This is a genomic window from Maribacter litoralis (genome assembly GCF_003075045.1).
Lineage (GTDB): Bacteria > Bacteroidota > Bacteroidia > Flavobacteriales > Flavobacteriaceae > Maribacter > Maribacter litoralis.
Genome location: NZ_QCZD01000009.1, coordinates 18,351 through 39,578 on the forward strand (window position 1 = coordinate 18,351; position 21,228 = coordinate 39,578).

30 protein-coding genes are annotated in these 21,228 nt (G+C 32.9%); 21 read left to right on the top strand and 9 right to left on the bottom strand.

Annotated elements, in window-relative coordinates:
- The 14 genes from DCS95_RS20430 to DCS95_RS19780 all read left to right on the top strand — a co-directional run.
- The coding region (locus DCS95_RS20430; RefSeq protein WP_208630775.1) for a hypothetical protein at positions 1 to 357 on the top strand (357 nt) is incomplete at its 5' end.
- A gap of 86 nt (positions 358 to 443) precedes the next feature.
- The gene (locus tag DCS95_RS19725) at positions 444 to 1,088 is read left to right on the top strand and encodes a DUF1643 domain-containing protein (protein WP_116772518.1); all 645 of its coding nucleotides are present in this window, start codon (positions 444 to 446) and stop codon (positions 1,086 to 1,088) included.
- 100 nt (positions 1,089 to 1,188) lie between these two features.
- Positions 1,189 to 1,665: a hypothetical protein gene (locus DCS95_RS19730; protein ID WP_116772519.1), complete on the top strand. Its 477-nt coding sequence runs from the start codon at positions 1,189 to 1,191 to the stop codon at positions 1,663 to 1,665.
- An 8-nt stretch (positions 1,666 to 1,673) separates the two neighbouring features.
- Complete coding sequence (locus DCS95_RS19735; RefSeq protein ID WP_116772520.1) at positions 1,674 to 2,144, top strand: helix-turn-helix transcriptional regulator; 471 nt, start codon at positions 1,674 to 1,676, stop codon at positions 2,142 to 2,144.
- A gap of 149 nt (positions 2,145 to 2,293) precedes the next feature.
- A complete protein-coding gene (locus DCS95_RS19740; RefSeq protein ID WP_116772521.1) occupies positions 2,294 to 2,821 on the top strand; it encodes a hypothetical protein in 528 nt (175 codons plus the stop codon).
- Positions 2,822 to 3,011: 190 nt separating this feature from the next.
- Positions 3,012 to 3,386 (top strand): hypothetical protein, encoded by a 375-nt coding sequence (locus DCS95_RS19745; protein WP_116772522.1) that lies wholly within the window; start codon positions 3,012 to 3,014, stop codon positions 3,384 to 3,386.
- 211 nt (positions 3,387 to 3,597) lie between these two features.
- Positions 3,598 to 4,701, top strand: coding sequence for a serine hydrolase domain-containing protein (locus DCS95_RS19750; protein WP_116772523.1), 1,104 nt, complete (start codon positions 3,598 to 3,600; stop codon positions 4,699 to 4,701).
- 61 nt (positions 4,702 to 4,762) lie between these two features.
- On the top strand, positions 4,763 to 5,131 hold the full coding sequence (locus DCS95_RS19755; RefSeq protein ID WP_116772524.1) for a hypothetical protein: 369 nt from the start codon (positions 4,763 to 4,765) through the stop codon (positions 5,129 to 5,131).
- Positions 5,132 to 5,161: 30 nt separating this feature from the next.
- On the top strand, positions 5,162 to 5,608 hold the full coding sequence (locus DCS95_RS19760; protein ID WP_116772525.1) for a DUF6389 family protein: 447 nt from the start codon (positions 5,162 to 5,164) through the stop codon (positions 5,606 to 5,608).
- A gap of 87 nt (positions 5,609 to 5,695) precedes the next feature.
- The gene (locus DCS95_RS19765; RefSeq protein WP_116772526.1) at positions 5,696 to 6,922 is read left to right on the top strand and encodes a Shedu anti-phage system protein SduA domain-containing protein; all 1,227 of its coding nucleotides are present in this window, start codon (positions 5,696 to 5,698) and stop codon (positions 6,920 to 6,922) included.
- 155 nt (positions 6,923 to 7,077) lie between these two features.
- Positions 7,078 to 7,683, top strand: a complete 606-nt coding sequence (locus DCS95_RS19770; RefSeq protein WP_116772527.1) for a hypothetical protein — start codon at positions 7,078 to 7,080, stop codon at positions 7,681 to 7,683.
- Positions 7,684 to 7,779: 96 nt separating this feature from the next.
- On the top strand, positions 7,780 to 7,965 hold the full coding sequence (locus DCS95_RS20360; protein WP_164674251.1) for a hypothetical protein: 186 nt from the start codon (positions 7,780 to 7,782) through the stop codon (positions 7,963 to 7,965).
- 144 nt (positions 7,966 to 8,109) lie between these two features.
- Complete coding sequence (locus DCS95_RS19775; RefSeq protein ID WP_116772528.1) at positions 8,110 to 8,892, top strand: TraB/GumN family protein; 783 nt, start codon at positions 8,110 to 8,112, stop codon at positions 8,890 to 8,892.
- A 421-nt stretch (positions 8,893 to 9,313) separates the two neighbouring features.
- Positions 9,314 to 9,859: a DUF6624 domain-containing protein gene (locus DCS95_RS19780; RefSeq protein ID WP_164674252.1), complete on the top strand. Its 546-nt coding sequence runs from the start codon at positions 9,314 to 9,316 to the stop codon at positions 9,857 to 9,859.
- A gap of 55 nt (positions 9,860 to 9,914) precedes the next feature.
- On the opposite strand, the gene DCS95_RS19785 is transcribed toward DCS95_RS19780, so the two are convergent.
- Positions 9,915 to 10,343, bottom strand: coding sequence for a hypothetical protein (locus DCS95_RS19785; protein ID WP_116772530.1), 429 nt, complete (start codon positions 10,341 to 10,343; stop codon positions 9,915 to 9,917).
- 24 nt (positions 10,344 to 10,367) lie between these two features.
- Positions 10,368 to 10,706: a hypothetical protein gene (locus DCS95_RS19790; RefSeq protein WP_116772531.1), complete on the bottom strand. Its 339-nt coding sequence runs from the start codon at positions 10,704 to 10,706 to the stop codon at positions 10,368 to 10,370.
- 155 nt (positions 10,707 to 10,861) lie between these two features.
- Here DCS95_RS19790 and DCS95_RS19795 point away from each other — a divergent pair, with 155 nt between their 5' ends.
- The 7 genes from DCS95_RS19795 (at position 10,862) to DCS95_RS19825 (ending at position 15,593) form a co-directional block, all read left to right on the top strand.
- Positions 10,862 to 11,179, top strand: coding sequence for a hypothetical protein (locus tag DCS95_RS19795; protein ID WP_116772532.1), 318 nt, complete (start codon positions 10,862 to 10,864; stop codon positions 11,177 to 11,179).
- Positions 11,180 to 11,275: 96 nt separating this feature from the next.
- Positions 11,276 to 12,136 (top strand): polysaccharide deacetylase family protein, encoded by an 861-nt coding sequence (locus DCS95_RS19800; protein ID WP_116772533.1) that lies wholly within the window; start codon positions 11,276 to 11,278, stop codon positions 12,134 to 12,136.
- A gap of 246 nt (positions 12,137 to 12,382) precedes the next feature.
- Entirely contained in the window at positions 12,383 to 12,607 is a 225-nt protein-coding gene (locus DCS95_RS19805) for a type II toxin-antitoxin system ParD family antitoxin (RefSeq protein ID WP_116772534.1), read from the top strand.
- Complete coding sequence (locus DCS95_RS19810; RefSeq protein WP_116772535.1) at positions 12,604 to 12,900, top strand: type II toxin-antitoxin system RelE/ParE family toxin; 297 nt, start codon at positions 12,604 to 12,606, stop codon at positions 12,898 to 12,900. The genes DCS95_RS19805 and DCS95_RS19810 overlap by 4 nt, the downstream gene beginning before the upstream one ends.
- A 128-nt stretch (positions 12,901 to 13,028) precedes the next feature.
- On the top strand, positions 13,029 to 13,310 hold the full coding sequence (locus DCS95_RS19815) for a cyclic-phosphate processing receiver domain-containing protein (protein WP_244178502.1): 282 nt from the start codon (positions 13,029 to 13,031) through the stop codon (positions 13,308 to 13,310).
- A gap of 66 nt (positions 13,311 to 13,376) precedes the next feature.
- Positions 13,377 to 13,580 carry an MbcA/ParS/Xre antitoxin family protein gene (locus DCS95_RS19820; RefSeq protein ID WP_116772536.1) on the top strand — a complete coding sequence of 68 codons (204 nt, stop codon included), beginning with the start codon at positions 13,377 to 13,379 and terminating at the stop codon, positions 13,578 to 13,580.
- 675 nt (positions 13,581 to 14,255) lie between these two features.
- Positions 14,256 to 15,593, top strand: coding sequence for a GAF domain-containing sensor histidine kinase (locus tag DCS95_RS19825; protein WP_116772537.1), 1,338 nt, complete (start codon positions 14,256 to 14,258; stop codon positions 15,591 to 15,593).
- Here DCS95_RS19825 and DCS95_RS19830 read toward each other — a convergent pair.
- The 7 genes from DCS95_RS19830 to DCS95_RS20365 all read right to left on the bottom strand — a co-directional run bounded on the left by DCS95_RS19830 (position 15,575) and on the right by DCS95_RS20365 (position 21,184).
- On the bottom strand, positions 15,575 to 16,594 hold the full coding sequence (locus DCS95_RS19830; RefSeq protein WP_116772538.1) for an adenosine deaminase: 1,020 nt from the start codon (positions 16,592 to 16,594) through the stop codon (positions 15,575 to 15,577). The genes DCS95_RS19825 and DCS95_RS19830 overlap by 19 nt on opposite strands.
- 171 nt (positions 16,595 to 16,765) lie before the next feature.
- Positions 16,766 to 17,149, bottom strand: coding sequence for a DUF3037 domain-containing protein (locus tag DCS95_RS19835; protein ID WP_116772539.1), 384 nt, complete (start codon positions 17,147 to 17,149; stop codon positions 16,766 to 16,768).
- Positions 17,139 to 17,918 carry a HipA family kinase gene (locus DCS95_RS19840; protein ID WP_116772540.1) on the bottom strand — a complete coding sequence of 260 codons (780 nt, stop codon included), beginning with the start codon at positions 17,916 to 17,918 and terminating at the stop codon, positions 17,139 to 17,141. The genes DCS95_RS19835 and DCS95_RS19840 overlap by 11 nt, the downstream gene beginning before the upstream one ends.
- 163 nt (positions 17,919 to 18,081) lie before the next feature.
- The gene (locus DCS95_RS19845; RefSeq protein ID WP_116772541.1) at positions 18,082 to 18,759 is read right to left on the bottom strand and encodes a hypothetical protein; all 678 of its coding nucleotides are present in this window, start codon (positions 18,757 to 18,759) and stop codon (positions 18,082 to 18,084) included.
- Positions 18,760 to 18,838: 79 nt separating this feature from the next.
- Positions 18,839 to 19,294, bottom strand: a complete 456-nt coding sequence (locus DCS95_RS19850; protein WP_116772542.1) for a DoxX family protein — start codon at positions 19,292 to 19,294, stop codon at positions 18,839 to 18,841.
- A gap of 165 nt (positions 19,295 to 19,459) precedes the next feature.
- Entirely contained in the window at positions 19,460 to 20,029 is a 570-nt protein-coding gene (locus DCS95_RS19855) for a Crp/Fnr family transcriptional regulator (protein WP_116772543.1), read from the bottom strand.
- Between the two features lie 12 nt (positions 20,030 to 20,041).
- The gene (locus tag DCS95_RS20365) at positions 20,042 to 21,184 is read right to left on the bottom strand and encodes an alpha/beta fold hydrolase (RefSeq protein WP_164674253.1); all 1,143 of its coding nucleotides are present in this window, start codon (positions 21,182 to 21,184) and stop codon (positions 20,042 to 20,044) included.
- Between the last annotated feature and the right edge of the window lie 44 nt (positions 21,185 to 21,228).

Here is a 21,228-nt window from a genome sequence, read left to right on the forward strand (position 1 = left end):
GAGGGCGTTGGATCTTGGTCTATTCGATTTTACGATATAGATATTCATAATATAAAATTGCCCTATACTCTTGAAATATCCGAGGGGAGTGTCTTTTGGTTTGATTCTAGAGTAGATCTACTTATTAAAAATAATCCAAACTGCGGCGGCATCGACAATGGATGTATATTCGCCTTACCATCCGGTGAGAATAAAATAACAATAACCTCAATTGAAAACAATATAATAGAAGGAGAATTTGGAGGGAAAGCCACTATTATAGGAACGGGCCACAATCGGCATAATGATAGTTCAGTGTATCATCGGGTTTTCAATGGAAAATTTAAAATTAAGTATAAGACTGAATCAACAAAATAAAAATATCTTAATGATATCCAATGCTCTGTATTTCCTTACTTTCTTAGCCTGTAGTGCTCGGGCACAATGTGGTAAAGTTCAAATATATGATAGAAATTCTAATGGCGAAAGCGAAAATATACTTAAAGGGTGTTGATTTAAATGATTATGCTATTACAGGTTTTTATTATAGCGATGGGGAATATAATTTTCGAAAATATCTAAATATCAAATCAAAAAAAGATAGTTGTAGTGTACCTGATTTAATGGTTATAATGATGAACCCAGGTAGCTCATCCCCACTTAACAAAAATGACAACGGAAGATTAGAAACTGAGGCTAAGCCAGATGTAACACAGAAACAAATAATAAGAGTAATGGAATTAAGTGGCTATAAATACGCCAGAGTTCTAAATTTGTCAGATTTGCGTGAGCCTAAGAGTTCTTATTTTTATAAAGAAATAGCCCCAATGGATTTAAATGGTATTAATCATTCTTTATTTACAGAGAGGAGAACAGATGAATTCAATAAATATTATATAAACGGCATCCCTGTTATTTATGCTTGGGGAGTCAATTACAGGTTAAGAAAATTAGCAAAAAGAGCTATTGCATTGACGAATGATGAAAATAGTATTGGATGGAATAAACCTAGTCATGAATACGCTTTCTACCACCCATTACCTAGAACCTATAAGAAGCAAAAAGAGTGGTATGAAATTATTGATAAAAAATTATCAAAGTTTAAATAAAAAATACCCTACGACACTAGAAATATTTAAATTCCCTTATTGACAACATTAACTAATAAAATTATACAAATATGACAATAATATTGTATATTAGTACTTAATGATATACATCTATGATTTAGCAAGTAATGATTTAATCGAAGCTGAAATTGTCCAGGCTTCAGGAAAATTGCCACTCAAAAAAGATGGATGGAAGTTTGATTGGAACAAGCTTCTAAAGGAAAAAAACAGCAAAATCTATGTGTTGCGATTAAAAAATTCTCCATTTACCATTGAAGGGATGGTTCAATTAAAAATCGAAAACAGCATGCTCATTATGGAGGTTATCGAAAATGCCCCACATAATTATGGCTCGTCCAACAAACGTTTTGATTATGTTGCCGGATGTTTAATCGCCTTTGCGTGTAGAGAGAGTTTTAACCTTGTGGGACCATATAAGGGATATTTGACTTTTACATCAAAAACCAACCTTATCGAACTATATAAAAGTAAATACGGGGCAATTCAAGCTCTAGGACAGCGGATGTTCATTGATGATGTCAATGGGCTAATGCTTATAAATAAGTATTTAAATTAAAATCTAGAATGATGAAGAATCTCAAGGATGCACAAATTTTAGTGGATAGGACCGAGACCGGTACAGAAGAGTTCAATGAATTCCAAGCCATTCTGCTCAATAGATCAAAGGAACGTTCCAAAGAACAGAACAATTTGATAGAGCTAATGTCACTTAAATTCAAAATGGAGGATTATTTGCGTTCCGATGGAAAACAACATTTATTGGTCGGCGACTTCCTTAAAGCGTATTTGGCAGCGTTCGAGATAAGACAAAATAAATTTGCCGAGTATATAGGGATTAGACCTTCCAATCTAAGTAAATTGATAAAAGGTGAGCGTTCCTTGAATCATGAGTTAGCTCTTGTATTCGGGAAAATATTCAGAAACGACCCAATGCTTTGGCTTGATGTCCAAGATAAGAACAAACTAAATGAATTGTCTAAATCGAAAAGCAGAGAAATTAGAAAGTATTCACTTAAGGATTTGATTAACCAATAATACAAAGTATAATTAAACGATTAAATGCAATTACTGCGATGTTTTTATGAAAATAAAAGTACAATTTCTCAAAATTCACAGTTAAACAATAATTCCTTAATATGGTTATTTTCTTATTATGCCTTGCAATTTGTGTAGGAATTCTGTTTATGGACAAATTTAGACATGAAAAAGATGTTGCGGAGGAAGCTTTATCAAAAGAAAAATGGAAAAAAAAATTTGACAACCATTTAGGGCAGGATGTCCTATTTGAGGACAGAGAGGCTAGACACCAAATTGTTGAAAATAAGAGTATTCCTAACAAGTATGATTTGATAGAAGGTAAGATGATTAGTTTGTTTCAAAGGATTAATCTTGACTACCCTTCAATTGAATGGTTGGAAAAATCAAGTAGAGAAAAAGGGTCTTTTATGGCAAGTGATTTTTTTGAAAGCGATTATTTTTCACTTGAAAGCTTGACTAAAATCGGTATATACAAAAATGATAAAATTTGCATAATAATTTATTTTTATCGAGAAAATGAGGGTCTTAAAATTGATTACCTGATTACTAATTTTAAGGACTATACTAATATCAAGGAAACATTGGAACTTTTTAATTTAGCTGATAAAGAAGATATCTATCCATTTTTTTATGCTATGTCTATGATTGCCGATAAAAAAGCAAAATTTAAATAAAGGATTATTTAAAGTCCCGGATTACATTCTTTTCTATTAATTCTTAACTTGGAACATATAAAAGAGATATATAACATATGTTATATATTGTGTGTTGGAAGGATATATAACATATGTTATATATTCAATTGTTGTAGTACATTTTGAGGCAACCTTTTAAAAGGAATTTCATCTAGTTGAAAAAGAAAATATGAAAGCGAATATTCTGATTTTGTTATTTGGAGTATTTACATTACTCAGTTGTAATAATGATAATGTCGAAAATGATATTGATGGACAATACATCGGGACTTTTCAAAGAGGGGAGAACAGCTCAAATGTGGAATTGACATTGAACGATAACAATTTTTCTGGAGAAAGTGAAATAGTGAAATTTCCTGCTATTTGTAATGGTAATTACACAATTTCCAACGGGACGGTAAAGTTTGAAAATCAATGTCCTTGGACCGCCGAATTTGATTGGAGTTTAATATTGAGTGATACTTGGGATTTTAGTTATGCCAACGATACTCTTAGATTGACCAATTCAATCGGAGACATTTATACTTTAACAAAACGGAAATAGATACGAACTACAACAATACCTAATAATAAAACAAGGGCTAGAGTAAACCGAAAGTGTTATCGATATTTATAAAGTCGCAGAATCTTATCCAATAGGTTTTGCGCAGAAACTAAAATTAAAAAATAAGATTCAGTTCATTGCGGGAAGGGAAATTATTTCGTGTTAACCCGTTCCATTTTAAGCTATATCGTTACCAAAGTTCAAATAAAGGATGAAAAATAAATTGATTACTCTAATTATAATTCTTCTCACCTGCGTTTCGGTTAATTCCCAATTGAGTGCAATAGAAGAAAAGAAAATTGATAGTTTAATGGTAATAAATAATATACCTGGGGCAAGCTTGTGTATATTAAAAAAGGGGAATGTTGTTTATAATAAAGGTTTTGGGATTAGTAGTGGTTCAAAAAACGTAACAGAAAATACAATTTTCCAATCTGCGTCATTAAGTAAATTTCCCACAGCACTGTTATTTCTTATAAACTCTCAGAATCAGGTATTTGACCTTGATAATGAAATTAATATTTATTTAAAGAGTAATAAGTTAGAAGGTTTTAAAACAGAGCCCAACGTGATTCCTACTATTTCTCAATTACTCAGTCATACAGGGGGCACTAATATTCACGGGTTCCTAGGTTATAAACCAAATAAAAAAATCATACCTAACATCGAAAATGTAATTGAGAGCAAACATACTTTTATTTGGGAGCCTAAAATTAAAATGAAAGAAGCAGTGAATACAGAATTCAGCTATTCTGGAGGTGGCTATTGTTATCTACAAAAAGCAATGAAAGATACAAAAGGAGAGCTATTTAGGAATACTATTCAGAAAGAGCTATTACAACCCTTAAATATGAAAAACAGTTTTTATGGATTAACCCCTGATGGCTGGAATGATGTAGCATTTGGCTATAAAAAAGGGAAACCTATTAAATTTGGGTATAGAGTATACACACAAGAAGCTGCGGCATCCTTATGGACTACTTCTTTCGATTACTCACAATTGTTACTGGCCGTTTTGGCAGGCTTTAACGAAGAAGACTCTTCTATTCTAACCAAAGAATCTATTTCATTGTTGACAACCCCAACAAAAACATCAAATGGCAAAGTAAATAGGTATGGCTTAGGAGTTGGTATTAAATTTGACAAAAATGAAAAAGTTGAGGCTATAAGCCATGATGGGGCTAATGTCGGATATTCTTCTTTGTTCCGTTTTAATATCAATGATGGTTCTGGCTTTGTACTTCTTACAAACGCTCATTTTGCGGACTTGAACGAAATAGACAACCTTTTAAAAGAAAATATAGTAGAAGACTAAGCGCAATGTAAATTCAATTAATAAAGTTCAGATAAAGGATTGAATATCAATAAAAAATTTTATGAAATTAGAGGTAAATGTTAAGCACATAGCTGATTTAACTGAGCTCAATAGAGCTATACAAGATGGCTGCCCTAAACATTATCAATCACCTTATTTTATTCTTAAGTCTGGAAATATAATAAGCCAATATGAATTTCTTACTCGGCTTGATTATTTGAATAAACTAGGAAAACGAAAATATTTCGACATGAATATTGACTTTGCATGTCAATTTAAATCTTTTACGGAAGCAGTAAGAGTTGCAGAGAAATTCAAGGATAATGATGTTAACGATATCGAACAATTTTACATTATTGGATATGCCGAATCATTAATTGTAAAAATGCATATACAAAAAAGACTAAACGATTGGGAAATAGAAAAGTAACCACAAACAATATATAAGTCTAATTAAACGATGGGAGAAAACCAATACAGAATTGAGTTGAAGAAGGTTTTGGATGCGCACAAATCAAATGTTGAAAAGAGACTTGATATGATATTTAAATCTTTACCAGAGAATACGAAAAGTATAGAGCTAATGATTTTTCCTGATCAAGACGGTGAAGGAACCTTCTCGGTCAGAGTTTCCTTATCAGGTCCTGACTTATATGTTCTTAATAAAGCGATTGAGGATACAGCCGACATCTTTAATGTGAAACATACGTCTCAAGGATTAGAACCCAATGTTCCGATGATGGACCCATTTAATTCAAGTTTTGATATAAACGATGTGCTGGTAGATGTGGTTGGTAATTGGGTGAAATCTATCTGGGATATCATAAGCACTGAAAATATTAAGTTGCCAGTTACAATCTTAGCGGATGAGGGGTACGGAACAACATTACCAATAAAATTAAAGTAAAACCCAACGAAAGTTCAAATAAAGGATTATTCATAGTCCTTGGTTACATATTTTTCTATTAATTATTAGCAAGCATTTGAGCAAAAAATGAAAATATTAATAAACGACTTTAAAACTGCAGAAGATACCTATAAAAATATTTTCAAAAATTATGGCTACGAAGAAAATGAATTAATTTTCTGTAATTCATTCGAGAAAACCAAATCCTTTATAATTGAACAGTTAGAAAATAAGAAACTGCATATTGATGTAATAATTACTAATGAATCATCGGCAGAAAGTATTGATAGTTTGCAAGCGTCCAAAATTTTAAGATTTAGAAATGGATTTAATACTTCTTATTCAAAAGGTAATTTTAGGATTAGTTCTATCCCAGTTATACTATATACTGACATAGAAACAAGAGGAACAATTTCAGCGGATAATTGGCAAGCCATTCTTAAAAAAAATAAGGAAGGACAACACGATAAATTTATTGCTGAATTTGAAAATGCTATAAGGACTTGGCGAAAAGGATTAGTAACCGATTTAGAAAATTTAGGAATTTTAAATAAGAACATTCAAAATTTTCAAGAATCAACTTGCTATAAAACTCATTACAAGAATCGAGTAACTAAAAATTCAGAAAGTTACTTCTTACTTAAAACCTTAATCGTATCGGAAGAATTCATTAAGCTACCAACACCGTTAGTTTACGATTGGCTAATAATAAATAGAAGAGAAATTGAACAATCTATTTTAGAATTTAATTCTACCTACAATAATCATATCAAATATGATAGAAAAAATAATGAGCGTACTATTCTACATGATTTTTTCAATCAGAATAAAATGATTCTTTTAAGAGACGCTTTTATTGATTTTGAATACGAGAAAAACTTATATGATTTGAATGAGAAAACTAATGAAGAATGTGATTATATACTTAAAACAGAGTTCCCAGAGTTTTTAAAAACAACATTTTTCGAGGTTAAAAAAGAAGATGTAACTTTTTATGTCAAAAAGAAAACCAAGAGACCTCAATTGAGCAGTAACTATTTAGCTCATTTAGAACAGGTTTGGAGATATAGGGAGTATTCAGGTAAAAAAGAAAATGAACCAGAAATAGAATCTAAGTTGGGTTATCGGACAGAAAACTTTGACCATATTTTACTAGCAGGGAGAAAAGAAGAAAAGCTTGAAATGAAAGAAAAATTTTCCAGTGACCTCAATCGAATGTACAATGGTATTGAGGTTGTAACTTATGAAGAACTTGAAGAGTTAAATGTTGATTATTTTGATAAATTCAATCGACTAAGCATTGATTTGAAATAAAAACGCTTGCTAACAAAAAACTGAGGAAAAATTAAAGTTTAAATAAAGGATAGATAAATCAGAGGACAACATATATACACGGTCCGCAACAGTGAAATGGGAGCAATTTGAAGCAACGAATCATGACATTTGGCATCTTCTGGTAAACCTAAGAAATGAAAAAAATAAATCAACTCGCCATCACTGCAGTTTTACTGGGATCACTGATTTCATGTTCTAAATATCAAATCGATAAAACGACTGATTTTATCCCTGGGATTGTGGACTATGATTTTTTTATCGAGGGTGAAATAGACGACAAGTTGCTTAGATACCCACAAGTTGATGTTGACGGGTCAGATTCCAACGTCTATTTCACTGAGTATAAATCAACTTGGCTCTCATCCTCTTATACTGATGCCCAGGAGGGCGTTGGATCTTGGTCTATTCGATTTTACGATATAGATATTCATAATATAAAATTGCCCTATACTCTTGAAATATCCGAGGGGAGTGTCTTTTGGTTTGATTCTAGAGTAGATCTACTTATTAAAAATAATCCAAACTGCGGCGGCATCGACAATGGATGTATATTCGCCTTACCATCCGGTGAGAATAAAATAACAATAACCTCAATTGAAAACAATATAATAGAAGGAGAATTTGGAGGGAAAGCCACTATTATAGGAACGGGCCACAATCGGCATAATGATAGTTCAGTGTATCATCGGGTTTTCAATGGAAAATTTAAAATTAAGTATAAGACTGAATCAACAAAATAAAAATATCTTAATGATATCCAATGCTCTGTATTTCCTTACTTTCTTAGCCTGTAGTGCTCGGGCACAATGTGGTAAAGTTCAAATATATGATAAATAATGAATAATTCACAGACGGGTGCATTAGGAATATTTTTGATGGTAGTGGCTATAATAATACTTGGTATCAATGCCATATTTGGAGATTTAAGCAAGAATGGTTTTTTTGGGTTTATGATGCTAATTTTTTTAGTGGGTCTGGTATTATTTTGGAGCAGCGGAGGATTCAGTTCTAATAAAAAATAGATGAAGTTCAAATAAAGGATGAGTTAGGACGTCATGTCGTACTTTGTAAAATTCTATTAAAGAATTAAAAAGGTAATTAGTATTGAGGTATTCACAGAATAAAAGTATACTTACCTTTATCTATATCCGTAAGTTAGGAGTCCAATGAAAGGAGCTTTTGGAATCATACTACTTTTATTCCTTTTTTTGACCGCTTGCTCTCAAAAGAATACAGCGGACATAAGAAATGGATTACTATGGCGGATTGAATCCAAAAACGGAACGGAATCATACATTTTTGGTACTATTCATTTATACCCAAAATCAGAATTGATATTATCGGATACTGTTATTGCCAAACTTCAAAACTGCAACACTCTTGCCCTAGAAAGAGATATAACCAATGAAGCGGAACAAAGAAAGTATGAAAACTTTCAAATGCCGGAGTTATTATTGGAAAGTTACAGGGCAATCGTATCAGAATACGGAGATAGTCTTGAAAATATGGAAGGTCAGCTTATCCAAAAAGCACAGGAATCAAAAATAAAAATTACAGGGCTTGAATCTATCGATGAAATCCTTAATACGATGAAAACCTTAAGTACCATTAAAGTTCCTGAAAACGCATTTATCAAAAGAGAAATTCTTTCTAACTATCAAAAAAGTCTAAAAATGTACAAGGAGGAATCAATTGGTCAGTTTAAGGATAGTATAACAATACAAATTGGAGAAACAATAACGAGTATTCTTGTGGACGAGCGAAATGAAAATTGGCTAAACGATATTGAATCGTTAATAGAAAAAGACAGGAGTTTTATAGCAGTAGGAATGGAACATTTGGGCGGAAAGGAAGGAGTCATAAATCTACTTCGGAAAAAAGGCTATAAATTGGAACCAATCAGAATTGACAATACTCCGCCTAACATTAGCTCCTATAAAAAACCTTAGGCCAATTCTTGAAAGTTTAAATAACACATGGGCGGCATAACACCTTGCAAAAGCCCCATAGAAATTTTTTTTATCTAAAAAAATCAAATTGTTATGGAAAAGAGCCGAAGTAAATTTGGTCGATTTATATCTAAACCGAACAACTTACAATTTTTATGGATATTTGGATTGTGCTATTTTTTGTTGTCGTGAGTATTTTTATGCTCTTAAAGTCAGATTAAAGTTCAAATAAAGGTTTAATTAAAGTCGGTTAATAAATTCTTTTTCTATTATTTCTTAACTTGATATTTAAAAAATAAATAGAATTTATGTTTTATACTCACTTATATGCAACTATAAAATTTTGAGATCCTTCATAGTATCTTCACTCTTTTTGCTACTGCTAAATTGTCAACCTAATACCAAAGTTAACTATGTTCAATTGGCGAAGGAACTTGATAGCATTATGTTAGAGGATCAAAAATTCAGGTTGGAGTTATCAAGCTTTTCTTTTCAGAACTCAAAAGATTCAATTAAATGGAAAGTTATGCTCAATACGCAGAATAAAATTGACTCTTTGAACCTTTTGAGAATAGTGGAAATTATTAAGGAAGTTGGCGGATATCCTGGTAAAACTTTAGTGGGTGATTCAGCTAGCAAAGTAGCATTTTTCGTATTGCAACATTCAACTCCTGAGATACAGAAGAAACATCTAGATTTGATTCTTAAAGCTGCTGAAAATTTTGAGTTAAACAAATCTTATGCGGCAATGTATCATGATAGGGTGTTGATGCACGGTGGGCATCCTCAAATTTATGGAACACAAATACGCAGGGAAACAGTATTTGACTCTATTACAGGCAGCTGGATTGAACGAAGATATATTTGGCCAGTTCAAGATACGACCATAATCGATTCTTTACGATTATGGAATGGTCTAAAACCTTTGGAGGCTTATATGTATGAAATGGGCTTGGATATTGAATAATAACAATCATTTCGTAAAATTAAGAGCCAAGTCCGTTTAAAGTTCAAATAAAGGATTATCTTATTTTGCTGTAGTTGTATCCTGGGCCATCACATGGCACGGAACCGCCATTAGAAATAGATTTTTCATTTGGGATTACATAATATTCAATCAATGAATTATTACAATTTTCAATTAATCCATCATTATTGACATAGGTGAATTTGAAAAATTTTTGTCCGTCATCTTCTCGCATAAATAGTTCAAAATCCCCTGTTGAAGATATAGTACTATCCGAATAGACCCTCTCCTTGAAAAACGTACTATCCTTTTGAATTATTATCATTTCATTGAAATCTAAATCTTGAGCCAATATTGTTTGACCGGATAAGCCACCATATATAGATTCAAGTTTATAAACCGTAAAACCAATTGGAGTTTCAATACCACTTTTTTCACATGAAATATGGGCCAGAAGAAATAGTAAAAGCAAAATGTATTTCATGATTCTTAAATTTTAAGTATTTATTTATTCCGTCAGCCTTATTTCGATTATTTCAAAAAAATCTGCACATATATCCTCTGTATCGAAAGATTCATAAATATAGCCACTGAAGACTACCTGTATTCCTTCTACCTTGAAATCATCGTTTAGATTACAAGGAAAGAAAGAGCCAACTGGGTTATTACTAACTTTTTCATTTGGAATTATTATAAAATTTTCTGAACATTGTTGTGAAATAGTGCCTTCTATATTATTTATTGTGGCCAATATTTTTCTATTATCTTCTTGAAAACAACCAGGCTTGCTATCATCATTAGAGCAGCCTGAAAAAATAGCCGTAATTATAAATAGTAAGCTGAGCATTCTAAAAATTTTCATTAACCGTTTTATTTTAAGATGAGATTTCTGCCCATTAGTTGCGTTGAATAGTAAGATAAAACCTTCTTGCGATTTTTCTTATATTCATGTTATTAATAAAACACTAACAGCTAAGTTTAAGTCCAAATAAAGGATACGATATGGATGTGAAATTTGATGTAGTTAGGATTGGGGAGAGACGAAAGAACCATTTGTCTGAAATTCTTCTTGAAGAGAATACCATTATGTTGAAGAATACTTTAGTCGATTTTCTTTTTGATTTAAAAAATTCTGACGGGAAGAACAGTGAGCAAGTCACAATTGTAGTACCAGCAAAAGGATATAATCCAAAAATTAGACTACAAGACTTTAGAGACAAAAGAGTAAGAGATCTGGTGAAAATAAAATTTTCAGGGTTTATTTATAAAGGTTCAGATGATTCCTTCTTAATCAACATTAATAATCGAGTATTTAGGTAACCCTATAGTTCAAATAAAGGATACTTACAAATGTTTGAAAAACTAACATATTAAAAGAATTATATTTATTTTTTCGAGGTCTAACAATCAGTATTAATGAATTTATCAACCAAACTGGGCTTTTCCAAAAACAGCAAGTTATTAATAATCCATGCGGATGATGCAGGATTATCCCATTCAGAAAATATTGCCACAATTGAATCCCTTAAAATGGGTATGGTCAATTCATATAGTATTATGGTTCCATGCCCATGGTATTATGAAATGGCTTGCTTTGCCAAAAGCAATCCTGAGTTCGACTATGGTATACATTTGACACTTACCTGTGAATGGGAATATTATAAGTTTGGTCCCGTATTGCCAATTTCAGAAGTTCGCAGTTTGGTTGACGAGAATGGACATTTTTATAAAAAAAGGGAAAATCTTAAAGAAAGTGCATCCATAGAAGATGTAGAAAAGGAACTTGATGCACAAATAAAGAAAGCCCTCAAATTCGGATTGAAACCCACTCACATAGATTCACATATGTACAGCGTAGGAACAAGACCGGAGTTCTTCGAAATATATAGGGCTTTAGGCAAAAAATATAAACTACCCATCATGATCAGTAGACAGTTGATGGAAATGGTAGGGTTAAATCCTGAGGAAAATATAAAGGATGGAGATTTGTTGATTGAAAAAGCACATTTTGGAATATTTGATTATTTCGAGTTTGGAAAGTTGGGCGATTATTATGCCAATGTTTTTGACAATTTGGTGAGTGGATTAAATATCATTTTGATCCATCCCGCATTCAATGATAACGAGATGAAAGGAATAACGGTCGATCACCCTAATTTTGGTTCTGAATGGAGACAAATCGACTTTGATAGTTTTACAGATCAAGAAAATATTTCGAAACTCAAAAAAAACAATATTGAGTTGATTACATGGAATGATTTAAAGGATATACAATAAGTGGATTTTACAAAACCAAAATATTATTAAATACATTAACTCAAGATGGATATGTCAACGTTTATAAAGGACATTTATGTCCACCAATTAAAGAAAGTTTAAAAATTCAATTAAAGGATGAGTTAGAACACTATGTCGTAATTGGAAAAGTTCAAAAAAAGGACAGATTGAATCTTAAAATTTTTTATATCCAAATATAGCTTATTTGGACATTATTTATTATTTTAGATGTAAATCATCTCAGATATGAATGTTAGTTTCACTAAAAAACAGGAAGAATACATAAATGAGCAAGTTGCTTCTGGCGAGTATCAAAATAATAGCGAAGTGATACGAGATGCCCTAAGGTTGCACGGTATTTATAGAGAAAAAGTTATTCGGGATCTAAGGAAGGAAATTGAAAAAGGATGGGATGGTCCAGACAGTAATTTGTCTATGAGCCAGATAATAGCATCCAAGAAGAGTTCATGAAATACCCATATGTTCTTTCTCAAGAAACTAAAGCCGATATAGATGAAATCTATGAATTCAGTGAAGGTAAGTTCGGACATGACCAAGCCATTAAATATTTAATAGGACTTGAAGAGCATTTTGAAAAGTTGAGCGCTAATTATCACATAGGTCGGACACGGAATGACATCAAAAAAGGTCTAAAAAGTCTTCCTTATATTTCACACATTATCTTTTACCGAATTTTAAAAGACCGAATTAGAATTGTAAGAGTTTTATACGGAGGGAGAGATCTTATTAGATTTCTAGATTAAATTTTAAATAAAGGATTAGTTAGGACACCATGTCGTAATTTGAAGAGTATAAATAAAACTTATGAAAATTGAAGAAGTTATTCTTAGATGATGTAAGAACCATTGAAATGGTATAATATGATAAAACAGTGGAATCTGAGTTCGATATTGTTCGCACTTATCATGAATTTGTTGAATACATAGAAAAAAATGGACTTCCAAATTACATAAGTTTCGACAATGATCTTGGATTAGGTGAAGATGGGCAAGTTGCCCCAGACGGATTAGCCGCAGCGAAATGGCTTGTCTATAAATCTGGACTGGACTTAAGAAATCTAAATTTTAAAGTTCATTCTGCAAATCCAGTTGCAGCTGAACAAATAAAGGGGCTTTTGAATAACTATATAAAACATTTAAGGAAGGAAGATTAATACCAAAGTTCAAATAAAGGATAAGTTAGGACACCACGTCGTTAATCATAACCGTCAAATTAAAGAATGGAAAACTTAATGAAAGAACAAATTCGATTAAAAGAATACGGAGAATCAGTTTTCGAGGATAAAACAAACTTTGAAAAGTGGTTAAAGACAAAGTCAAAAGCCTTGGGCGGGATAACCCCTGAATCACTTTTAAAGAGTGCAAGAGGCGTACAAAAGGTTATGTATGCTTTAGGAAGAATTGAACACGGTATCTTGGCATAAAGTTTAAATAAAGGATGAATGGCGTTTAAGAAAATTAATCCCAAACTACTTTTCGATAATCCTAAAAATGACCCTAGGAATTATTGTCGAGAAAAAAAACCCGTCAGTAGAACTGATGGTAAATTTAGATATGGTGATTTATGCTCCTGTTGTGGGAAATATATATAAAGTTCAAATAAAGGATGGGTTAGGACACCATGTCGTAATTCGTAAAGTATAAATAAAGGATGGTATTATATTTTAAAGAAGATATTATATTGCTTTTTTAGAAATGTAGATTACGTATTAGAATTTCGTAAATGAGCTTATTTGCCGTTAATTTAAAGGCAGATAACCCAAAACACCCAAATTTTTGTTAAAAAGGGGCTAATTCGGTGGACCTTAAAATTAAGAGTTTGTTTATCGCCCGAAAACAGGCGATAATGTAGATTATGGATAGTTCCTCTTTCTCCGCAGAAATGCAAAGCTCAACAATATAATTGTTGAGCTTTTTTCTTTTATAGGTGTCAAGGTACCATACACCTTAGCAACTTTTTTTGTTTGGGTACTTGTGCTGTAATCCTCTAGTTCTGTTATACACGGTAGACTTTCATAAGATTATATTATATTTAGTTTATAAAGTTCTGGTGCTCCTTATATTTGTAAAAATAAACCACCATCGCCCTTTAGTAAATAATGACGAAAGCCAAAATTCATCCTAGAGAAAAGGAAAGATTAGCTCTGCTTGATTCGTATTCGATTTTAGATACGTTACCTGAAAAAGATTATGATAATCTAACCCAACTTGCAGCAGAAATTTGTCAGACGCCAATATCTTTAATTACGCTACTTGATGATAAACGGCAATGGTTCAAATCTCATTACGGACTAGAAACTTCTGAGACTCCCATTGAAGATGCTTTTTGTGCTCATGCCATTACTGCAGACGAGCCTATTTTTACTGTTGAGAATGCTAAAGAAGATATTCGTTTTAAAAATAACCCTTTAGTTACCGGTGATCCAAATATTGCCTTTTACGCAGGTATACCATTGAAAAATACAAATGGTCTGCCTTTAGGGACTTTATGTGTAATCGACAATAAGCCTAGAGTATTGACCCAGAGTCAGAAAGAATCTTTGAATATTTTATCTGAACAGGTGATTAATTTATTGGAGCTTAGAAAAAATAAGCTGGAGCTTGAGCGTGCACATAGAAAGTTGAAGAAATTCTCTAAAAAATTAGAGAAGAAGGTTTTTCAGCGTACCAATCAACTTGAAATAAAGACGATAAAGTTAGAATTGATGATCAATGACTTGGAGTCTTTTAATCATATCTGTAGTCATGATCTTCAAGAACCTTTGCGTAAAATTCAAATGTTTATTTCCCAGGTCAGTGATACCGAATTCAATAACCTATCTGAAGCCGGTAAACATAAATTAGAAAGAATAGACTTGTCCGCTGCACGTATGCGAAATCTTATCCAAGATCTAATGGCATATGGTTCAACCGAAACTATAGATAACAGTTTAACCAGTGTATCTCTGAAAAGGTTGGTGATGGACGTAAAAGATGTTTTGAGCGAAGAGCTTAAAGAGCATAAGACCGTTCTTAAGGTGCCAAAAGATTGTGAGATAACTGTTCGTCCAATTCAATTCAAACAATTATTGTTCAACTTATTTACTAATGCCATTAAGTATAGTAAAAACGAGGAAAAGCCGGTTATAAAAGTTAGTGGCAAAATTGTTTCCGGAGCAGATTTTCCTAAATTGGACTTGTCGGAGGATAAACGTTACTCTTGTATTGAAGTTTCTGATAACGGTATTGGTTTCGATCAAAAATATGAAAGTAAGATTTTTGAAATTTTTCAACGATTACATACCGATGAAGAATATCAAGGTACCGGCATTGGTCTTTCCATTGTTAAAAGAATAGTTACAACCCATAAGGGTCATATTCAGGTAGAAAGTAACGTGGGAGAAGGTGCCAAATTTATCATTTTCATTCCCGTGGAAAATCAGATAGAATTGAAATAATCCTTTACTTCCTTAATACGATTTTCTTTTTCAGCTGTGCTCATCCAACTAGCTTTAAATGCGTTGATTGCCAATTGCTGAATTTGACCTAAACTTAAATTAAGGGCTTTGGCAGTCTGGTAATAGTTTTCGTTCATATATCCGCCAAAATAGGCAGGATCGTCTGAATGTATGGTTGCAATAATTCCCTTTTCTAACATTTTTGCAACAGGATGTTCGTTCATCTTCTGAATTACCTTTAAGGCAACATTACTGGTAGGGCAAAGGGTCAAAGCAATTTTTTCGTCTACTAATCTTTTTACCAATGCTTCGTCGGTTAAGCAGCGGTTACCGTGATCAATACGTACTACCTTCAAAATGTCTAAGGCTTCCCAAATATAGTCTGCCGGACCTTCTTCACCTGCATGTGCTACCAGTTTATAGCCTTGTTTTGCAGATGCCTTAAATACCCCTTTGAATTTACTTGGCGGATTTCCCATTTCGGAAGAATCTAAACCGATTCCGTCTATGATATCTTTAAATGGGAGGGAAGCTTCTAAGGTTTCAAAAGCCGCTTCTTCGCTTAAATGACGCAAATAGCTCATGATCAATTTGTACGTAATATTCAATTCGGTTTTGGCTTTTTCCAAAGCACGATGAATTCCATTGATGACAATATCAAATGCCACACCACGCTCTGTATGGGTCTGTGGGTCAAAAAATACCTCTACGTGAACTACATTTTCGCTATGTACTTTCGTTAAATAAGCCCAGGTCAAATCAAAAAAGTCTTGCTCATATAACAGTACTTGAGCCCCGGCATAGTAAATGTCTAAAAACTCTTGTAGGTTATTGAATTTGTATGCCGCTTTAACCGATTCTATAGAATCGTAAGGTAAAGTAATATTGTTTCTCTTCGCAATCTCAAACATTAGCTCAGGCTCAAAACTACCTTCTAAATGTAGATGGAGTTCCGCTTTTGGAATGCCTTGAATAATAGTTTTAAGTTGAGATGATTCCATAGCGTAAAATGTTTTGTTTTTTACTTGAGATGAGTGAGTCAGTATATTTATATAAACTTACTTATTAAACTCGATATTTAAGAATAGTATATGCAATAGCGTTCCTTTTTTATTAATATGGGTTTAGGATTTTTACCAAATACTCCGTTCGGTTAATAAATTAATCAAGATTTACAACACATACTTATTGAAAATATCTTCCAATTCATTTTCTGGGTCGGTACTAAGTCCGGATCGGGTGGTCGAGCTTTGTATTACCGTACTTCTACATGCGGTTAACCACCCAAAACGGTCTGGTAATTCTAATTTGCCAATGGGACCTCCAGCTTTATTTCCCTCACAGATCAATTTCCAGGCCTTTAAATAATCGTTCAATATATCATATTCAATTTCCGGGGAAAATGCTTTTAGTTTCTCTTGGTCAATATGGTATTTAATGTCCAAAAATTTGGTTCGTTTACAGAATAAAATTACGCCTACATTAAAGAATTCTTCCCGTTCTACTTTTGGTACAATGCGTACTATTGCAAATTTAAATGTATGTCTATCTTGCATCTTCAGCTTCTTTAACTAATACATCTATCATTGATAGCTTAGTGGTTACAAATTGAATATAGGCAGCTCTTTTTTCATCCGCATTTAATACATCAGATTCACTTGTCAACCAATCTTCTGGTACGTTGGTAATTATTTCGTTGATTTTTTCTGTAGTAAGGTGTTTCTTAATTTCGGTAGCAGCATCACTTAAGGCAGTGGCTTGTTGTAATAATACATGGTCTTTTATAAAAGGGAAAGTTCTGGTGAGGTGATTCTGCCAAGTTTCCCAGTTATGATGAAAATAAAAACTGGCCCCATTGTCTATCACCCATAACTCATTATGCCAATATAAAAGATTCGCGTTTTTAGCGGTTCGGTCAATATTGCTTATCAAACTATCTAAAACAACAACTTTTGAGGCCGTAATGGCATCAGCGGTAGAAATTAAGGGGTCAAAAGTAATAGCGCCCGATAGAAAATGCAATCCTAAATTTAAGCCTACACTAAATTTCAGTAAATCTTGAATTTCTTCATCGGGTTCGGTTTGACGAAAAGTATCCTCTAAATTCATAAATACCAACTCGGGTACTTTAAGACCTATGGCTCGTGCCATTTCACCACCAATAAATTCTGAAATAAGAGATTTTTTACCTTGCCCTGATCCTCTAAATTTTAGCACATACAAGAAGTCGTCATCGGCTTTTACAATAGCAGGCATAGAGCCACCTTCACGTAAAGGCTGTAAATATTGAACAACATCTACTGTTCTAATATCAATTGTATTCATTGTGCTAAGATAGTAGTTACTTATGATTAGTTAGGGTTGATTGTTAGTAATGATAAGAGTGTTTAAGTAACAGTTTTTCACATAGCAATTAATTCTTCGGTTTCTAGTATTGGACTTAAACTTGAGTTTTATTTTTTCCCAACTCCTAACTCCTAACTCCTAATTACTCAACTTTATTTACTAGAGGAGAAATCATAATATGTGCTCTGTGTGTGCCAGGATCCATAATCCATGGGTGATTAGGTGCTGTAGGAGTCTCAGGTAACCCAATTGATGCTGACGTAGCAAAAGGGGTATATATAACATAGCGTAGCTTCGCACCTTCTACCTTAGAAGTTTCAGGGTCAAAAGTCGTATTTGGACCATAGTAAATGTGTAATGCAGAACCGGGCGTTATTTCAATTTCACCAGATTTAACTTCGGCTTCACGAATTTCAAAAATTTCTTTGGCAGATTTCCCTTCTGCACGTAAAGCTCTTCCTCTAGCCATAAAAGGTTCTAGGTCTTTGTGATAACATGCGGCATTGAAACCCTCTTTTTTTGGGTCGTCTGCCAATACGATATACTCACTATCACCTTCTTTTAACGTGACAAATTCACCAGCCATGTTGTAGCCAATTACCTTGGTGTTTTGTCTGCTTTCAGCTGGTGCGGCCATTAAAGCAGTTGCAATTAAATCGTCATCCGTTTCAATTGATTTTAATTGCTTTTTTGTTTGTGCTGTTGCTTCGGTAATGGTTGCTACTTCTGTACTTTCTTCGGATGTGGCTTTTGATTTATCTGATGAGTTGCAGGAAATTAATACAGAGGCGAAAAGTAAAGAGGTAAATAGTGTTTTCATGGCTTATGATTTAAAATTCAACGGTTACTAAAGTTAGCCATTTTCATTTAGTATTTGTAACCTCTTTGAAATCTTATTTTTAGCTAAATCTAATCGAACTTAAATAAACCCAAAGTATAAATAGTATTTGTAACGGAACTCTAAACCAAAGATAGGATACGCCCAAACCATTATACGTGCCTTTTTGAAAATTTACTTGATCTATTGCTCCTTTTATATTGGCAGGAAGAATAATGATGAAGAATACTATTAAAAGCCAAGCGGTTAGATTTTGAAATTGTTTTAATTGTAAGCCTATTGCAGCTGCTATTTCAATTACTCCCGTGAAATATATTATTTCTTTTTTTAATGGGATAGCATCGGGAAGCATCATTGTCATCCCATCTGGAAACATAAAATGTCCCATTGCTGTGAAGAGTAACATGACGGACATACCAATTCGTGAAGAATGAGATATGTCATAAAAACCATAAAAGATTTTGATAAGTAAAAAGGCTATCAATGTAACGGTTATAAGTACTACCAGTGGCTTCATTTTTATTTTTTACAAAGATCTTTTCTACAAAGTCACTAAACAATGAACTTAGGTTAAGTAATTAAACTTTTGGTACTACTGCGAAGGCATTACTAGTAAAGATGTTTAAGAATTAGAATAAATTCCACCTTGCCGGGAGATAGACGTGGAACCTATAAATCTCGATTATCGTGTAATTCGTTTTCTGATTCTGCTCAATGCTTGTGGTGTAACACCAATATATGAGGCTAGATATTTTAAGGGAATTTCTTTTATTAATTTAGGGCGTTGTTCAAAAAGAGACAAGTATCTTTCTTCTGCCGTTTCATTCAATAATGATTGTTCTCGCTGAGATTTAATTAGAAAAAGACTTTCCGCCGCCAACCTGCCGATAGTGTTTCCTATTTGGCTTTTAGCATACACCTTTTGTAAATCTTCATACGAAATTTGCCACAGTATTACATTGGTCAAGGTTTGTATGGAATAGGAACATGGCATACGTGTTAAAAAGGAATCATAAGCACTTACGAACTGATTTTCAAAGCAGAAGCCAAAAGTAACATCTTTATCTTCTTTGGGTATATATAAACGTACGGAACCACTTTCAATGAACGATAAATTATGCTCTATTTGCCCAGCTTCTAGAATGAAATCTTTTTTACCTAGCTCATTTTTCATCAATTTAGAAGAAAATATTTCCCAATCGGTATCGTTGATGTTTACTAATTGGTTAATATAAGCTCTAATTTTATTCATTGATTGAAGGTATTATTTTCGTTTCAATTCTTCTAATATACTTTTTCCATGGTCATTTTCTGGATTCAGCTCAATTGATTTTTCATACATTTTAATAGCCTCTTCCTTTTTGTCAATTGCTAAAAGAGCCTCACCATAACTATCGTAGGCATTTGGGTTTTGTGGAAATAAAAGGGTTGCTGCTTTAAATATTACTAAGGCATTATCCATGTCTTGGTTTGCCATCAATGAATATCCCAAGGTATTTAAATCATGCGCCGTTCGGTTGTTGTATTTTGATTGTATCGATAAATCAATGGCATTGTTCAAAACCTTCGGTAATAGGTTGATATGTTGATTTTCATCTAAGGTTTTAGCATAAGCTTTAATAACTGAATTAATAATCAAAGTGGGATTATCTTGAAATACGGCATGACCGCTATTTTTAGCAATTACGTTATAAATATTCTCATTTTTTTCACCAAGTTCTTCTTGTAATCTTCTCCATCTGGTTGACAGTATTTCTGGAAAGTCGGGAAAAGAATTCTCAGGAAAAATGTTTGTAACAGGTATGTTTTCTGGGAATATCATGCCTCTAACATATCGCATGGTTGCATTATAATTATAATTCATGTAATAATCGCCAGAAGGTTTAGGTATTGTAGTGATATCTACATTCATATCTCTCATGGAAAGTAATTCTTCGTTCCAGAATTCGCTTGGAGTTGCGTCGATCGAAACTATTGAAATTACTTTTTCAGGATATTTACGTGCGTAAAGCATATTGTAAAGTCCGCCATAAGAGTGGGAGACCAGTATTATTTTACTATCATACCCTAGTTTTGTTAGTGCAATTTCCAATTCTTTTATTCCATTCTCTATTCCAAAATCTGTTTCTTTTTTTAAATCCGGATTCAATTCGCTTTTCCCAAAACCAGAACGGTCATACGTAATCAATGTAGTACCCGTAACGTTATAAATGCTTTCTAAAATAGGTGCCCAGACAGAACTATCATTTCCGCCGCCAGCTTCAAAAAGAATGGGAACTCCTTCTCCTTTTATAATGTTGAAATGCATGTTATACCCACCAACATCGACAAGGGAGCTTTCACCTTGTGCCTGTATTGAAATCGTAAGGGAGAAAATAGTTAAGCATACAAAATAGAAATGTTTCATTTGGTCGGTGTTTTTTTTGGTTATTTAATTGAATTGATCAGATT